This window comes from Paraburkholderia sp. BCC1885 (genome assembly GCF_900996235.1).
Taxonomy (GTDB): domain Bacteria; phylum Pseudomonadota; class Gammaproteobacteria; order Burkholderiales; family Burkholderiaceae; genus Paraburkholderia.
Genome location: NZ_CAAJGM010000221.1, coordinates 1 through 15288, shown reverse-complemented (window position 1 = coordinate 15288; position 15288 = coordinate 1). Strand labels below are relative to the sequence as shown.

Sequence of the window (15288 nt, the reverse complement as noted above, 5' to 3'; positions counted from 1 at the left end):
ACCGCTCATGCTCGCACATCGGTTACGCCCGTCGGCGCATCGTGTATCCGGCTGCGAACAAACACAAGGGATGGACCTTGCTCGTGGGACTCGCGTTCCAAGTTGCTTAGTTCGATCAGAAATCGCACCAGTCGGCGTAGGGTAGCTCGCCTTTCTGCTTGGGCGCATCGTCTACGAACAGTTCCCAATACACTGCAGGCGCGTGCTCCATGATCCGCTGTTGGTCGTGGCTTCCGACGCGTAAGACCAGCTGTGCAGTTTCATGGAAGTTCTCGCGCAGATCCAATGTCTCGCCGGGCAATATCCGGAGTGTCCGGCCATCGATTCGCTCAGACAAGTACCGGTACCATGTGTAGCCGAGGCCCTCTATGCGGTCCTCACCGTGCCTGCGCATGTGCTGCAGCATCTGACCGTCGTGCGTTCCGATGACATCGGGGATTGCGACTCGCAGCGCCCAGTGGTGCGCTGTGAGGTTACCTTCGTTCTTGAGTTCTCCAAGCAGTACGTACTCGCGTTGGTCACCTCGTATTTCGCCGCGAGTAACTGCTTTGAATGAGGCCGTTACGTGAGGTCGCGTGCGCCGGTTCATCACGTCGCGAATGGCGAATCCGTGCATCTGTTGAGCTGATGCGTCGATGCGACCGTAATACCTGCGGTCGCAGGTATTCTGATACGCGGTATCGCCTTCTTCGACTTTGACAACGAAGATCGATCCGCCATCAGCCGGGATGTGCGTGATCGTAAAACCGCGCAGCACCGGGTCTGTATTGGAGACGATGATCTCCCTCAGCCGATCTTGAGTCATTCGAGCGTCTTGCACTGGCGAGATGTCGCCAGCATAGGACTTGCCGTCGCGTTGAATTTCGCCGACACCGTATATCAGCGTACCACCGCCCGCGTTGGCGAACGCTGTAACGTCCGCGATCAGATCCAACCGCGCCCGCTCATTCAAGTTGTCGAGTTTGGCTCCGGCTTTGAACTCGAGGCTGACTGACTCGGCCACGACGTCTCGAAGAGACTGAATATCTTCAATAGTTTCGTACACGCTGCGATCCCCTTGATCGTTAGCCACACCTCGCGACGCCCCGCTGAACACTCATACTACTTCGTCCACGACGTCCGTCGTGCGACTTAGTGCGGACACCGTTTCGCGAACGCAAACTGCCGGAAATAGACCTGCGCCCGACATCACGCTGACGGAGCGAGGCGACATGTTGTTGCATTTGGCTAAACACCAACGCCACGCGCCTGAGCAAAGTTAAACCGTTGCGTATTATGTTGCAAATATATAGGGTCCGATGCAAAATAATAAATATACCCTATTGCAACAACGACAAACATCACGATGAGCATCATTTCGTATCTGCGCGTTTCGACCGCTGGGCAGACGGTCGAAAACCAACGGCAGGCCATTAACTCCGCTGGCTACAAAGTGGGGAAGGAGTTTGCAGACGAAGCAGCGAGCGGCACCACCGCCGCCGACAGCCGCGATGGTTGGGCGAAGTGCTCAGCCTATCTCCGCGAAGGAGACACGCTCGTCGTCTACGCGCTCGACCGGCTTGGCCGTAGCACCGTTGACGTGCTGACGCAAATCAACACGCTCAGCGCGAGAGGTGTGCGCCTAGTCATTCTCATGCAGGGATTTGATACCGACACGCCGGGCGGCAAACTGGCGCTGACCATGTTCGCCGCATTTGCGGAATTCGAGCACGGGATCAGGAGAGAACGGCAGCGCGAAGGCATCGCGCGTGCGCGTCTGGATGGCGGGAAATATCAAGGTCGTAAGCCGAAGCTCACGACTGAACAGCAGATCGAGTTGAAGCGACGTTTTGACGCTGGTGAAAACCGTACTGCGCTCGCGCGGACCTTCGGCATCGACCGTGTAACAGTACATAGGTACTGCGCGGCACCGACGGGCAGACGACCCGTAAGAGACGTTCGAAGCCGCCACAAGCAGACCTAACAGGTGGCGCTTTTTTGGGGAAGTTCCCGCGATAGACGTGCTGGTCTGGTGGTGCGATAGGCGCGTGGCGGCGGGGCATTTCCGACGGTAGCGCGCGACGCTACCGACACAGAGTCTCTGTTGAACTACGCTTCATGTCCGGCGAATTTCGCCGTTGTGTTCGTTACCCCACCCAAATCGCTCAAGGGCGTTTGAGTAACGTGCGCGTGTGGTCTTTGATATGAAGTCCCCGCCAACGAGAAGTGCTAAAAAATTCTTTGGCGACGAAAATACGTTTGGCGATGGAGGCGATGATGTCGAAACATCGAAGCAGACCACATTTTGACCTCACGATAGGGCTTCTTATCGTGGCGGCGATACTGGCTGCCGGCTTGTTCAGGGGCACCTATTCGAAGGCCTCGCTTGACGCCGCTCTCGGCCTTCCCCCTGAGGTGAAAGAATTGATTCTCGACGGGTTTGGAGTGCTGGTCGCCGTCGTGGCAATTCTTATTCGGTTCGTTCGACGATATATATTTTCTCGCCGGGATGCCGGAGGGCTGTTGACGTGGGTTACTGTACTCTTTCTGGCATTTCCGCTGTGGTTATTTTATGTCGGTAAAACGAGCGACGGCGTAACATCGCTGGCAGCTATCATGGCAACGATTGGCTGGCTCGGTCAGCGGAATCAAAATTCGCGCAACGCGCGCAAACAACATACGCTGAACGTTCTTTTTCATTTTCGACTCAGCGAAGTGTTCAACAATCACCGAATCAACGTCATGTCCCAGTGGCCAGAAGGCTCGATAATGACGCCGGATGACGCGGATAAATTACTCGTTGCCAGAGCAACAGCATCCGAATGGAAATTCTCTGAGGGACGTGCTAAATTTCCTATTGTGGAATCGGTCCAGCATATCCTGAGTTTTTACGAATATCTGTGTGCCGGGGTGGAAGTCGGAGATATCGACGAACCATTTCTTCGCGAGACCATTTGGCCCATAATGAAGGAGTTCTATATTAGAATGCGTGCTTACATTGAGCATGAAGCGAACCTCGGTGTTGTCATCCAGCGAAGGTGTTTCCGCGCGCCAGTGTGGAAGACCACTAAAGTCAGATATATACATTACTACAACGTGTTCATGAAAGAGGATTCAGATCTAATTAAACGGATAGACCCAAATCCCTCTAGTTGCTGGACTCGAATCATCGCAAAACTGAAACCGGCCAGGACCGGTTAGGCCGATACCTCGCCGTGAATTGCGAACGGAACAACCGCCGGACTGCATTGGTGACTGCCATCGCAACACACGAACGTCGAATCCTTGACGGCGACGAGCGGACACTAGCAGGTGGCCGGTCTTCTTCGGCGCCACAGAAAGTGAAAGCTGTGCCAAGCAAGTTGAAAAAGCGTTGCCGAAGAGAGTGAAAAATCCCGCAGTTGTTGAAGACAAACGTCCGGGATGTCCGGGCGTTCTTTGGTGGGTACTCTGAACGTGCCGGGGTTGCGCCGGCCGAAATCGACCCGTTGCCGTCATTTAAGTACCCTCGACGACAGCGGCCGTTCTCAAGCCAAAGCAGCCGTACATGCAATGTCTTCGGCGCGCAGCCTCGATATGCCGGTCAGGTAGGCGGTTACGTGGGGTACGCTGAGAGTTGATCAATCGCGTCGGGATTTCTACTGTCCGTTAAGGACGTTGATTCTGTCCCCCTCCACACGCAGCCAACCAACATTCCCTAGGATAAGGGCGCGAGCATCTTCTTGGGCTACCTTTCCTGCGAGCACTAGCCGAAGCACGCCGAGCAAGTCAATAGTTCGCATGACAAGAATACGCATATTTACTGCATGCCTGATCTGTTGCCCATCGATCTCTTGATCTTTCTCTGCTATCGATCGCGCATTCTTTATGTTCGTATTTGCGATAAGTAATGCAGGGAACTGATCATCAAATCCCGACCTAGCGCGATGCGAATCGGTCTGGTTTATGTTCTCCCGCCCGACTCCGCGATTGATACCTTTTACCTCGCATATCGCGATTACTTTTCCATCATCGTCTAATAGCTTGATGTCTTCTCGCAAGTCATCGATCGCATCAATTGGTGTGCCTAGCGCCGCATGCAGTATCGCACCCACGTCGGCGACCAGATCGGGGCCACTATGAAAGAGAGCCGCTTTGAACATGGCCAACTTCTGAAATCGATCATCGACTTCGGCTATTGCAGAACGTAGATCATCTCTTTTCTCAGATAATGAATCCTCCTCTTCAAACTTGTATGAGACGATCCATTCAGGCAAAGTTTGATGCATCTTGTTTTGCACTGCAGTTACGGCATCGATTAATAATTCAAGATACTCCTTGATGATGTCTTCGCGACTATCAGGAACCAAAGAGGGGACCACATACTCGCCTCGGTTGAGCACGAATCCGACAGTCTTTCCACTAGAAGTCGCTAATGGACAGAAATCGAGCGAATCATTATAAGACGTGAAATAGCTGTTAGCCGCCCCGAACATGTCTAGGAATCGTTTGAATTCGCTGAGCACAGGCGCAAGATGAGCATGGCGCGAGGCGAAGTTCTCGCGATAGAATTGACTGTGGGACAACTGGTATTTGACGAGATCGGTGCGTGAATAGTCTCGTCCATCCGCGTGGTCGACGAAAAGTTCAGTCAGCAGATAACAGAGAAAGCCCTCTTTCTCCAGCAAAAGCGTGGTCTCTTTCTTTCGCTTGTCCAGTTCATCTGGGTCATATTTATGCAGGAGATATGATCTCCCGTAATTACCGCGTCGCTCAAACGTCTCGAATAGCCCCTGAAATAAGACAACGCCATCGTATTCTTGAAATCGCCTAGCAGTGCCATAACGTTCGAAGAACACGGAATAGTTTTTCATTCGAAGAGGTTCGGCGGGAACGGGGAGCCCCTTCTGTTCAAAGCCATACACAAGGATGTTGTAAACGCGCTCTTGATTTTCTGTGGATTTCATCGTCTTGAGTCTCGGGGAAGCGATATATCGACGCACGCGTTTGTGAGTCTAACATTTGATCCGGGCGTCGAACGGCGCATCGATGACTATGAAATCGGACTTCCCCCCTTTGCTCAGCGCCTATTTCATGTTCGGTTTGGCCGGCTGTAGGAACGGTCGGAAGGGCGCGTGAGGCTGCCCACGATGCAGTCTAAGGCTGGAAGACTGGGATGCATCAATTCGCACTTTGATAAGGGGCGGTTAGCTACCGTCGACGTGTCTGCTTGACAAACGGCCCATCCGGATCGTTGAGCGGCCGTCTCACCGCCGATCGATGAACGTCGGCAAACGCCGAGAAGCGATGTACGTCATCGAGGATCGAATGGCGGTTTGCTGAGTGCAACCGACGATTGAATGTCCGAGCAACGGTTCAGGCGAACGACGCTTCATGGCCGGTGCCGCCTCATGCGAAGTGCATACTTGGCTCGAACCTCGCGATCTCCCGACCGGCTGGACGCGACCCTGAAGAGACGTGTGCCTCTGAAGTTGCCGTTCGCAAATGAAATAACGCGAATCTACCCGGCATCCTTATGCCGTGCCAGCCGTCGTTCTTTGGCTATCTCAAGGCGCTTCGGATCGGTATGCAGACGCTCATGCATCGACTCAATCCCTCCGTTCGAGCCCCCGGTAATCCAACGGCGGCTCCTGAGGTTAAACGGACAACCGTCCCGATTTGCTGGATCGAAAATAATAGTCGGAAAGTAGTCTTAATATATTTTGTATGGACGAAAGCTCCTCGCTAACGATCGTCAGCTTGCCTATTCGCGGCTCGTTGCACGACAGTCCTTACGGAGGCGAAACTATCGCTTTGCGCTTGAATCAGTGATATGAAATCATAGTAATTTGAAACAAAATTCGAGAAATGCCATTGAGTCTCAAGGTATTTTAAGAAGAACTCAGTTTTTTTAAGTCTATCTTCAATTGAAAAAGAGGATGCAAATTTCGAAACTAGAGCGCGTGCATCCTGATCTAGAATCGGCGTATCCGTTGACACAGCGTCAAGAAACGCGAATGATCCCGTCCAAAATCTAACATGATAAATACCGATGGACGTTGCGCGAAAGTGGAATTGCTCGGGATGCACGTGATCGTCGACCGGAACTTCGCGATAATGCGCGTGAGGTGTTTCGATCAAACGCTTCGCAGCAAGACGCCGAAGGCCAAAACGGACTTGCTCCACTAGAAATCCATGTCGTGCCATTTCGTCTATTACATTAATTCCATGAACAAATCCGTCGTTATCTAGCACCCCTGTGTTTGAACTCAAAAATGCAACAATTAAGCTAGGTAGGAAGTGCTCACGGGGATCAGCCGAGCCGATATCGAATATGTTGCAAGCAACGAGGGAGGATTGAGCATTGAAATATGCATATTCACCCAACAAAGCGTGCTTGGTGAATTCGTGTAGTGGAATTTTGTAATCGCCACCCGACTCCTCTATTCTCACAATTTTTTGAGAATCTACGTTTGGGCTGCCGAAGAAACCCGTGATAAGCTCGATTACCGCGCGGGTGTTACCGCCGGTGATATTGCTGAGAAATTGCTTGATGGAGTCACTTGTTCTAACTGATCGTAGTGTTGCTTTTAAAAATAAGACGATATTTCCAAGATTTAATCGAATTCCCGATAAGGTGGCCGGAGCAACTTTTCCTTCCGCAACTCGAGCGGCAAATATTAACCTTCTTTGGATTACTTCATCGGCAGGTGGAGGCGATATTGTCAATACCTTGTTTTGATACGCCGAAAGGGTGCCGGTAGTCTTTGAAAGATAGAAAGTGCTCGGACGCAGGGCAACAAAAACGATCAAATTTCGAGATGCCGCCAGCTCCTGTGCAATCAGGAATGTTTCTTGTTGAATGCTAAATGTTCTCTGATCTGCATTATCCAACACTAGAATAATCTGTTTCTTGCGACCCCGAGCGATGTGGCCAAGGGATGCTTGCAAATGCATATCTCGTTGTTCGATCTTTTTCGTGAGAAATGCGATCCGAGCTTTCGCATAGCCTGGCGGATCAATGTCCTTGAGCTGTCCTTCCACACTCAGGTCAAAATCCTTCAAATCTTGATGATAAATTGCATTTGCAAAATCTGCGGTAAATATATCAACCCCATACTTTAATTTCAGTGTGGATGGAATTTCCGACAACACAAAATCCTTTATACCATTTGCCAGGCTCGCCTTGATCCCGAGGTTGATGTGAATAAAATATGTATTAGCTTTCTCGGTGCTATTCAAGCTCTCAAACAGATTTTCGAAGAAAGAGGTTTTCCCAACGCCTACATCTCCGATGACTACTATCGGACGAGAACCAACTCCGCCACTAACAGATGGATCATCAATTCGCAATTCCCCTTCATGGTCTAACACAGCCACAGAATCGAATGCAGAAGGGGTAATCCCATCGATGCCAGAGCGACGATACCGCGACTCTATTATGCTCTTGCTGAGCAGTAGATGGCGATTATTCGCCTCGATTGGTACATAGCATTCTCTATAGAAATCGCTTTTCAAGCCTTGATTCTCTTCAATTTCCTCAAGCAGCAAAAATGATAGTGACCGTAAATTTTCCTGAAAATTGTTCCGGTAACGGTACTTCATAGGTTCCGGAATCGACGTGGATGCTTTCGGCGGCATCCTCGGGTGACGGTGCAGAGCTAAATCCCGATATGCCCGATTTTCGGAAATCCCCTCCGGTGACAACAACTTCCACAACATAGGAAAATCGGACAAATAAGCTTGAAGACTATTAAAAAAATAGCATTCGCCGTCAAGTGGTGACTCTCCGGGCGTCAGTGCTTGAAATATAATAAGCTGCGGGCCATTGCAGACTATCGCTATTTGTGCACCGTGAATTGCGCAATAAGGGATGACTTGCCGGACAGCAGCAGACAACTCCTTCGACGCTTGCATTAACGGCTGAATTTTTCGCAAAATTGTCCCTGCCGGTGCTGGGGGAATATCAAATGTTATCGACTCCCTTTTAGCCTCAAGAACAGCCTTGGTGGGTTTTCCGAGAATATAGTCAGCACGGCCACCAAGCTCATCAAACCGCTCCACTTCAATGTTTGGCTTCTCCCATCCCAGACATTCTTCCAGTAAACGGTCAACAAACTGATATCTATTCTGGGCCTCGTTCCAGTGGGAGCTATCAGGTGGCAACGCCTCTATTATTGCCGCGAGTCTCTTTTGACCTTCGGTCATCTCAAACGGTGCGTGCATTTGGGCCCTCTAGTCGCAGCATATGTCGTTATCTGGCATGGTAAGAATGCTAACTCAATCGTACACGCTTGCAATGTTGGTTACGTCTTGCGTCAGCGCGTTGTCGTGAGATTCGGTCGTGCGCCATGATCTCTGCGGGTGGCGAGGCCATAAATATGAACGCCGCTTGAACGGCCGGATCGCTGAGCAGAGCCGACGTTAGGGTGTCTGGACGTAGCTGCGGACCGATAGCCGCTCCTGGCCGAGATGGAATGGACACCCCACCACCTTTCACCGATACAGGACATGCCTGATAATGTCCTGTATCACGTATTCGAGGAGGAATTGCGATGATCGGGGATTCCATTGGCCCGGATAGCTGCCGCGAGCTTGACGCCCGCGCCGCCGATGCGCTCGACGCGCTGTGGCAGGTCACGATTACGCTCAGCTTTGATCGCGACAATCCGGCCAGCATCGAGGCTGCGATCTGCAAGTTCAATGCGCAGATTGATGCGGCGATCACGCCGTTTCGCGGCATCGCGTTCATTGAAGAAGTCGCGCGGCAGATCAAGATTGAATGCCGCGACAGCCTCCTGCAGCGCATCGCCCTGCGCGACGCGGATGATCCGGGCCGTACGCTACATTGACACGGCCAATTATCCGTTCACCGAGACAGCGCAGTTGTCGATGCCGATTGAAGCGATCTGCCCCTGCGTATCGAATGTCTCGAACTGGCCGAGCGCTATCTGTTGCCAGCGGCGCAAGTTGGCCGGTGACGAATCGCGGCCGACTCTGCTCGTCCCGTCACCACCAGCTTCCGGTTCGACAGTTCGCCGATACGGCTATGGGGAGACAATCGGCACAGACCCGGAATGCAGCCACAACTCTCTGTCACGGCGGCGAACTTCTTCGCATACCAGCGTCTGAAGTAGCGCGAAGACCTCGCGCCCATAGCGAGTGCTAATCTGCATACACCGCCGCATACTCCGACATGACGAGGTCGTCCTCGTAACCGCCGACAACAGCCCGGACCAATATCAGCAGTCGAGCATATGGTCGAGACGGTGAAGCATGTCCAGCGCATTGCCGGCGACGCCAACGCCACGCTGCAGGTGAATGGCGTAATCGCGTGGGTTGATGCGGATCACGCGCGGGCCATGCCGCTCGCTGAAGTGCCGCACCGTTGGTATCGTCTTACCCGCGCCGACTTCGACTACGACCAGTTTCTGTACGGACGACAGCCAGCGGTCGAGCCGGGCCATCTGCCGGGCAGTCCGTGCGCCGATCCAGTTCCAGTCGCCGAACATCAGGATATTGGGTCGCGCAACAGCACCGCATGTCACACACCGGGGCAATGGCGACAACAGCCGACAGTTTGCGTCGTTGACCTCTACGCCCAGGCCATCAGCTGACCACGCGTCTTCACCGCACCTGTCGACACACTGAAGCCAGTGGATCGAACCGTGACATTCGGCAATCCGCCCGTCAGCAAACCCCGCCTTCTGGAAATGGCCGTCCACATTGCTGGTGAACACGAACGCGCCGTGCTGCATCCGCTCAGCCCACTGCCCGAGGATGCGGTAGCCATGGTGTGGAACCGTACGTCGGTAGAGATTGAGACGGTGCCCATAGAAGCCCCATGCGCGTGCCGGATCGTGGAGGAACGCCGCCGGGTTGGCGATATCTGCGAAGTACACGCCTTCTGCCTGTAGCGCAGGGTATGCGCGCCAGAAACCCTCCGTGCCGCGGAAATCCGGCAGCCCCGAATCGACCCCCATGCCGGCTCCGGCGGTAACCAGCAGACCGTCGGCTTCGCGCAGCCATTGAACCGCACACGCCAGCGCGTCATCGGTCGTGCTATCGGTCATCAACTCCTCCTCTATTTCTGGCGCGGCGCCGACAGCCGACCGATAGCGCCGGTCCAAGGTGCGCAGCTAAACAGTTGCAGGACATGAAATGCTCCACTGGTTGGAAAAACACCCACTCCAAAAACGCAAGAAGCCAGGGCATCGCGCCTTGGCTTCGGTACGACAGATCCGGTAGCGGGAAAACTGGCGTGGCATGCGCCGGAAGGTTAGATCAAAATTCGGCAGGCCGCGATTGCGAGGCTGGTGAAGACCTGTCTCGTCTAATCAGATGTTCTTTTCTGCAAGCACCGTCAGATGCGGCCGGTTCGAAATGCAGTGAGCGAAGATGACGCGAAAACCTCGATCCACCATGAATTTCTTCATGGCGGGCACCGAGAAGTGCCACAGATGACCGGGCGGCCCGAACATCTTCCATTTCGGTCCGGCCCTGACCGCCGAGAAATGCGTCACGCATGGCACGACGAAATACACCCGGCCGCGCTCTGCGAGCACCCGGCGCACCTCGCTCATGAACGCATCCAGGTGCTGCACGTGTTCAAGCACGTGAAAACCGACGACGAAATCCCAACGTCCATCCGGGTAGTGTTGATCGAACAGGCTGCCGCTGGCTACGTTGATCCCTTTCGCCCGCAGATACGGAATCGGCGCCGTTGCATAATCGATGCCTTCGAGCTCGAATTTGCGTGTGCGCTTGAGGGCGGTCAGCAGATGGCCCTCGCCGTAACCGATTTCGAGCAGCCGGCGGCGTCCCTGCGCATGTCGCACGATATTCTGCGCATGCCACCAGTTCTCAATGCCCTTGCTGAACCACTTGCTCAGCCGTTTCTGCGTAACCGGAACAAACACTTCCGTTTCCCCATAGTAGGTACCGTAGAAATCGGCCAGTGACTGCTCTGACGGGACGTTGCGAACAAAGACGAAATGGCAGGTCGGGCACCGGTCGAGGTAGTAACCGTCCCGCTCGAAATACAGCGAGGACACGGTTCCGCAGACCGGACAGACATGATTCAGATAGGCGTTCCCGTTTCGATGCCTATCTTCGATTGATTGCAACATGATTTTCCTTTCAGGAGCACTGATTCGTACTCCTTTTTATATATCTGACAATCACCTTAAAATTTTCACCACCCGAAAAGCTTCGGACGTCCAGAAGCCGTGCGGCGCGCTACTCTTGTGGAACTATTCGACCTTCTTCGAGTGCTGGACGCGGATCCACAAGAATTCATCGACCGGATTCAGGCCGAGCCGAGCAAGGCACTTCCCCATTGAACGTGATCTGCTACTGTGCATAAGGTACTGTCGGCGAAGACACCCGCAACCGGCCAAGGGAGTCTGTCCGCTGGCGCAGCCATTGGGTTGCCCGCTCAATCAGTTTCATTTTTTGCGTCCCTCGTCCAAGCTGCATGGCGTCATTGGTGTACGTCTTGACCGCTTTCTGCGCGGTAGCCATCAGGTTAATGTCCTGCTCGGAAAGACTCTGCGCACTGGCAATCGATGCTGACGCGGCCGGAACAGCCGCGAGGAAGGTTCGATTCATTAAGATCCTCGCAAAATTAACACTTTGAGTTTGGTATGTTTGCACTTTACCTCAAACCAAACTTAAAGTGTGTGGTTTTCGTGGCGACACGCCGGAACACTTCCGGCATGCCCAACCCAACTCAAAAGTGTGATGCCCAGCGCCTCTTCGCGGCCAACATGCGCCGTATCCGCAAGGCCAAAGAGCTGACACAGGAAAGAGTGGCCGAGGCAGCGGACCTGCACCCGAACTACATCAGCTCTGCCGAGCGCGGCGAACGCAACATTTCGATCTGCAACATCGAGCGGATCGCGAAGGCACTCGGGGTGACGATGGCGGAGCTTGTCGCTGCGCCGGTACACGACGCCAGCGCAGCGGAGAAGGCATCGGATTGAGCAGCGCTAGCCCAACCCCGCTTTCATTGCACGAACCTCAAGGAACCAGTGAACGGGCGGCAGGTCGGTTTGCACATACTCCTGCGCCTCGATCCAGTACGCCGGATCGACGATGTACTCAACCTTGATGCCCGGGTCATGGCTGGCGCGGGCGCGGTGGAACAGCACGTGCCGACCGAGGTTGGTGCAGTCGTCATAATCCACAAGGGCAATCGCCAGATCGGGTATGTCGCTGACCGCCCTGGGCTCTTCATACATGCCCGTGTCGTATCCGTAGTGCGCGAGCACCTGGGCGATGAACTCGCCGGTTATCCAGTAAGGTCCCCGTGCCGGATGCCGAAACCGCTCGATGGCGACGTTGCGCACGGCTTCAAGGGTCGTGCCACAGATCATGGCGATGACCGCGAGCGAGCAGTCGAAGTCGCCGCTTTGCTGCACGCGCCGGTATGCCGGTATGAAGCCGGCTCCAATCATGGTGACGGTCGTTGGTATGATTGGCATCAATACTCCAACGGGAACAGCAGGGTTGTCGCGCTACGGTCGGCTTCGGTGATGAGCCATACCCGCTCGCCGGCGATTTCATACGCTGAAAGGATACGCGCGCCGTGCTGTACGGCCAGCTGGTTCGACTTTGCATCTTCGGCGGGCACGTCACCCCAGTCGCCGGTCGCGTGCCGCCTGAGAAACGGGTCGGCCGCAATGCCGTGGTGTTCAAGATGCGCCAGCACTCCTCTGGTCGCTACGATTCGCCCCAGCCGGAACAACGGCGGCGGCTTTTGCAAGGTGCGGCACGATGCGGCGCCAGGCTCGGGACTCTGGTTGTCGATACTCATCTGACTCTCCTTGAACGCTGACTGGCGACCACGATGCGCGCCGCCAGAAATGCAAAAGGCCAGTGCGCTCAACACTGGCCCCTGATGCGATGGGTAACTTCGGCTCTGACAGCGTGACTACTTGCCGTTGCCTTTGGTGTTCATTGCGTGGATGCCGATCGCCCAGTGGCCGGCGATATTCCTGAAGCTGGTGCGCACGCGGTCGGCGGGCTTGCACCACGGCGCCGGATCAAGCGCGTATTCGATCGTGCCAGGCGCATGACTTCCCTTCGCGCGATGAAACAGGATGTGTCGACCCATCTCCATCTCGTCGTTGTAGTCGACCAGCAGGAAAGCGACGTCGGGAATATCGGCTACACGGCCGATCTCCTTGTACACGGTCGCCACGAGACCTAACTGGGCCAGCAACGCTGCAATCTGGCTCTCGCCAAAATAGTACGGGCCGCGTGCAGGATGCTTTGTCTTCGCGATGGCGATGTCCCTGACTTCTTCGATTTTCTTGACCGATAGCATCGCGGCGCAGGCGAAAACGTCGTCAAAATCGTTAGTCTGTGGAACAAACGTGAATGCTGGGGTAAAGGTTGTCGGGGTGCTTTCGACACCGGTTGGGAGGACAGGCATAGAGGACTCCTGAAAATACAAAAAGGAAGCGCGCAGCAACGCCTGCCTGACGGCATCGGACATTTTGGGTGGTTCGGAGAGAGAAAATTCGAAGCGAAATCCGGTAAACATCCAGCGGATTCGCTCAGGCATGCGCTGCGGCGCGAGCGGCGAGCCGAAAACCGGTTTTTGGTCGGTTTTACAGTCGTATCGCCATTTTATCAGGGTCAAATCACATCAGCAACGGCCATATGACTTTGGTCAGGCACGCGAAAAGAGGTGAAATTCGCAGATCAAGTGTAGAGCCGGGTAGGCTTGTTCGATATCTGCGGACACGCGCAGCATAGTCGAATTCAGCTGGGCGCTGGTATCTGGGCGGCCCCCAATGATCTTGGTCCGCGCATAGGTTTTTCGGTGCCGCCAGCAATATCTACGCGCCGTATTCGGTCGAGGGCTCCAACACGGGTGGGACCGTTTCCGGACGGGTGAAAGGGCGCGGCACAACCATGGCACACCGAGACGACATCGAGTTAGGGAAAATTCGATCGGCCCCTTCCCAGGGCGCAAAAACGCCGCTATAATCTCGCTTCTTTCTGATCAGCGCTTCGAACGATTTTGTCGGGCTTGGTGGCATGGTCAGTAGCGTGCCGGAATAGCTCAGACGGTAGAGCAGCGCATTCGTAATGCGAAGGTCGGGGGTTCGATTCCTCTTTCCGGCACCAACAGAATCAAGCACTTACAGCGCCCGCATATGCGGGCGTTGTCGTTTTCTGCGACACGAGGTATTTTTTCTGTGCCACGGCACACCGGCGTCCGATCTTGCTGTGCACCCAACACGATGGTGTCCGGTTCGAGCGTTCAGCGTTCGGTCACGGCTCAATGGGGGGGCTGTCACGCACGTCTCTCTCGCAAAATCTTCCGTATTTCAGTACTCTGCTCTTGAAACTTTGTGTCGCTGCTTGCTAAAACGCTAGCAAATCGCGACAAGCACGGAATTGACAGCGCCGATGCCTGACAACGGGCAGGGAGAATCTTATGCACTTCGGAGTATTCGGCAAGGCGATACTGGATAAATTGCTGAAAGCATTTATTTCCTTATTCATATATCTGCTGCAGCACTCTTTCAAATGGCTGGTCCTGCCGATTCTCAAGCAGTCGCATGATGCCTACCTCGCCTGGAAGGTGAGCCGAGTCAGTTGGGACGATCTATGTGAAGGCGTTAGAGGGTGTTAGGCACTTTCAGTCGGACCTGGTATCCTGGTGTGATGACACCACGCAAGCCATACCCAACGGACGTGACGGACGAAGAATGGAGCTTCGCCGTTGCGTACCTGACCTTGATGAACGAAGACGCACCGCAACGCCGATACGAACTTCGCGAAATGTTCAACGCGCTGCGCTGGATGGCGCGAGCCGGTGCCTCGTGGCGTATGCTGCCGACCAACTTTCCGCCGTGGGAACTGGTCTATCAGCAAACACAACGGTGGCTGAACGCGGGTTGTTTCGAGGCGATGGTCAACGACTTGCGTTCGGTGCTGCGTGTGGCTCAAGAGCGTCAGGGGCAACCGAGCGCGGTTATCCTGGATGGACGCACGTTGCAGTCCACGTGCGAAAGCGGCCCGCGTGCGGGTTACGACGGTTATAAGCGCAAGCGTGGCAGCAAGGTTCACATGGCCGTCGATACGCTGGGCAATCTGCTGGCTGTGCACATTACGCCGGCCAACGAGCAGGAGCGAGCGCAGGTGGCCGAGCTCGCCCGTCAAGTTCAGCAGGTAACGGGCCAGACAGCGGAAGTTTTCAAGGTAGTTGTCGCCTCGCCGCATAAGATTTACGCTGCTTTTCGCTCTTGGTGCCGGGGTTGCGCGATGGCGCTGTTTTGTTCAGCGTGATCGGGATTCAGATGCACGACATGA

13 protein-coding genes, 1 tRNA gene and 1 pseudogene are annotated in these 15288 nt (G+C 54.5%); 6 read left to right on the top strand and 9 right to left on the bottom strand.

All coding sequences use genetic code 11. The features are described 5' to 3' along the window. Positions 1-115 precede the first annotated feature (115 nt). Positions 116-1045 (bottom strand): helix-turn-helix domain-containing protein, encoded by a 930-nt coding sequence (locus FQ755_RS26435; protein WP_186308664.1) that lies wholly within the window; start codon positions 1043-1045, stop codon positions 116-118. A 300-nt stretch (positions 1046-1345) separates the two neighbouring features. On the opposite strand from FQ755_RS26435, the gene FQ755_RS26430 reads away from it, so the two are divergent. Both FQ755_RS26430 and FQ755_RS26425 read left to right on the top strand, forming a co-directional pair. After that, positions 1346-1963 carry a recombinase family protein gene (locus FQ755_RS26430; protein ID WP_144157965.1) on the top strand — a complete coding sequence of 206 codons (618 nt, stop codon included), beginning with the start codon at positions 1346-1348 and terminating at the stop codon, positions 1961-1963. Positions 1964-2205: 242 nt separating this feature from the next. Continuing rightward, complete coding sequence (locus FQ755_RS26425; RefSeq protein WP_144157964.1) at positions 2206-3180, top strand: hypothetical protein; 975 nt, start codon at positions 2206-2208, stop codon at positions 3178-3180. A gap of 437 nt (positions 3181-3617) precedes the next feature. On the opposite strand, the gene FQ755_RS26420 is transcribed toward FQ755_RS26425, so the two are convergent. After that, on the bottom strand, positions 3618-4925 hold the full coding sequence (locus FQ755_RS26420) for a hypothetical protein (RefSeq protein WP_144157963.1): 1308 nt from the start codon (positions 4923-4925) through the stop codon (positions 3618-3620). Between the two features lie 778 nt (positions 4926-5703). Then, positions 5704-8184, bottom strand: a complete 2481-nt coding sequence (locus FQ755_RS26415; protein WP_144157962.1) for a hypothetical protein — start codon at positions 8182-8184, stop codon at positions 5704-5706. Positions 8185-8513: 329 nt separating this feature from the next. Here FQ755_RS26415 and FQ755_RS26410 point away from each other — a divergent pair, with 329 nt between their 5' ends. Then, the gene (locus FQ755_RS26410; protein ID WP_144157961.1) at positions 8514-8810 is read left to right on the top strand and encodes a hypothetical protein; all 297 of its coding nucleotides are present in this window, start codon (positions 8514-8516) and stop codon (positions 8808-8810) included. Between the two features lie 390 nt (positions 8811-9200). On the opposite strand, the gene FQ755_RS26405 is transcribed toward FQ755_RS26410, so the two are convergent. The 3 genes from FQ755_RS26405 to FQ755_RS26395 all read right to left on the bottom strand — a co-directional run bounded on the left by FQ755_RS26405 (position 9201) and on the right by FQ755_RS26395 (position 11568). Further along, positions 9201-10031, bottom strand: a complete 831-nt coding sequence (locus FQ755_RS26405; RefSeq protein WP_260858876.1) for an SIR2 family NAD-dependent protein deacylase — start codon at positions 10029-10031, stop codon at positions 9201-9203. Positions 10032-10295: 264 nt separating this feature from the next. Continuing rightward, complete coding sequence (locus FQ755_RS26400) at positions 10296-11087, bottom strand: class I SAM-dependent methyltransferase (RefSeq protein ID WP_144157960.1); 792 nt, start codon at positions 11085-11087, stop codon at positions 10296-10298. A 223-nt stretch (positions 11088-11310) separates the two neighbouring features. After that, the gene (locus FQ755_RS26395) at positions 11311-11568 is read right to left on the bottom strand and encodes a hypothetical protein (RefSeq protein ID WP_144157959.1); all 258 of its coding nucleotides are present in this window, start codon (positions 11566-11568) and stop codon (positions 11311-11313) included. A 35-nt stretch (positions 11569-11603) separates the two neighbouring features. On the opposite strand from FQ755_RS26395, the gene FQ755_RS26390 reads away from it, so the two are divergent. After that, a complete protein-coding gene (locus tag FQ755_RS26390) occupies positions 11604-11942 on the top strand; it encodes a helix-turn-helix transcriptional regulator (protein WP_313957478.1) in 339 nt (112 codons plus the stop codon). Positions 11943-11948: 6 nt separating this feature from the next. Here FQ755_RS26390 and FQ755_RS26385 read toward each other — a convergent pair whose 3' ends face one another. The 3 genes from FQ755_RS26385 to FQ755_RS26375 form a co-directional block, all read right to left on the bottom strand. Next, entirely contained in the window at positions 11949-12443 is a 495-nt protein-coding gene (locus FQ755_RS26385) for a hypothetical protein (protein WP_144157958.1), read from the bottom strand. Further along, positions 12443-12775 carry a hypothetical protein gene (locus FQ755_RS26380; RefSeq protein WP_260858875.1) on the bottom strand — a complete coding sequence of 111 codons (333 nt, stop codon included), beginning with the start codon at positions 12773-12775 and terminating at the stop codon, positions 12443-12445. Before FQ755_RS26380 ends, FQ755_RS26385 begins: the two co-directional genes overlap by 1 nt. Positions 12776-12892: 117 nt before the next feature. Next, positions 12893-13606, bottom strand: coding sequence for a hypothetical protein (locus FQ755_RS26375; RefSeq protein WP_260858874.1), 714 nt, complete (start codon positions 13604-13606; stop codon positions 12893-12895). A gap of 415 nt (positions 13607-14021) precedes the next feature. Between FQ755_RS26375 and FQ755_RS26370 the strand changes: the two genes are divergently transcribed. Both FQ755_RS26370 and FQ755_RS26365 read left to right on the top strand, forming a co-directional pair. Further along, positions 14022-14097 (top strand) — tRNA-Thr (locus FQ755_RS26370). Positions 14098-14640: 543 nt separating this feature from the next. Further along, positions 14641-15171 (top strand): annotated as a pseudogene (locus tag FQ755_RS26365) (IS5 family transposase); the annotation flags it as partial. Positions 15172-15288 lie beyond the last annotated feature (117 nt).

Coding starts and splice junctions, on each gene's coding strand:
- FQ755_RS26430 (WP_144157965.1), top strand. CDS start 1,346: ATGAGCATCATTTCGTATCTGCGCGTTTCGACCGCTGGGCAGACGGTC.
- FQ755_RS26420 (WP_144157963.1), bottom strand. CDS start 4,925: ATGAAATCCACAGAAAATCAAGAGCGCGTTTACAACATCCTTGTGTAT.
- FQ755_RS26415 (WP_144157962.1), bottom strand. CDS start 8,184: ATGCACGCACCGTTTGAGATGACCGAAGGTCAAAAGAGACTCGCGGCA.
- FQ755_RS26410 (WP_144157961.1), top strand. CDS start 8,514: ATGATCGGGGATTCCATTGGCCCGGATAGCTGCCGCGAGCTTGACGCC.
- FQ755_RS26405 (WP_260858876.1), bottom strand. CDS start 10,031: ATGACCGATAGCACGACCGATGACGCGCTGGCGTGTGCGGTTCAATGG.
- FQ755_RS26400 (WP_144157960.1), bottom strand. CDS start 11,087: ATGTTGCAATCAATCGAAGATAGGCATCGAAACGGGAACGCCTATCTG.
- FQ755_RS26395 (WP_144157959.1), bottom strand. CDS start 11,568: ATGAATCGAACCTTCCTCGCGGCTGTTCCGGCCGCGTCAGCATCGATT.
- FQ755_RS26390 (WP_313957478.1), top strand. CDS start 11,604: ATGTTTGCACTTTACCTCAAACCAAACTTAAAGTGTGTGGTTTTCGTG.
- FQ755_RS26385 (WP_144157958.1), bottom strand. CDS start 12,443: ATGCCAATCATACCAACGACCGTCACCATGATTGGAGCCGGCTTCATA.
- FQ755_RS26380 (WP_260858875.1), bottom strand. CDS start 12,775: ATGAGTATCGACAACCAGAGTCCCGAGCCTGGCGCCGCATCGTGCCGC.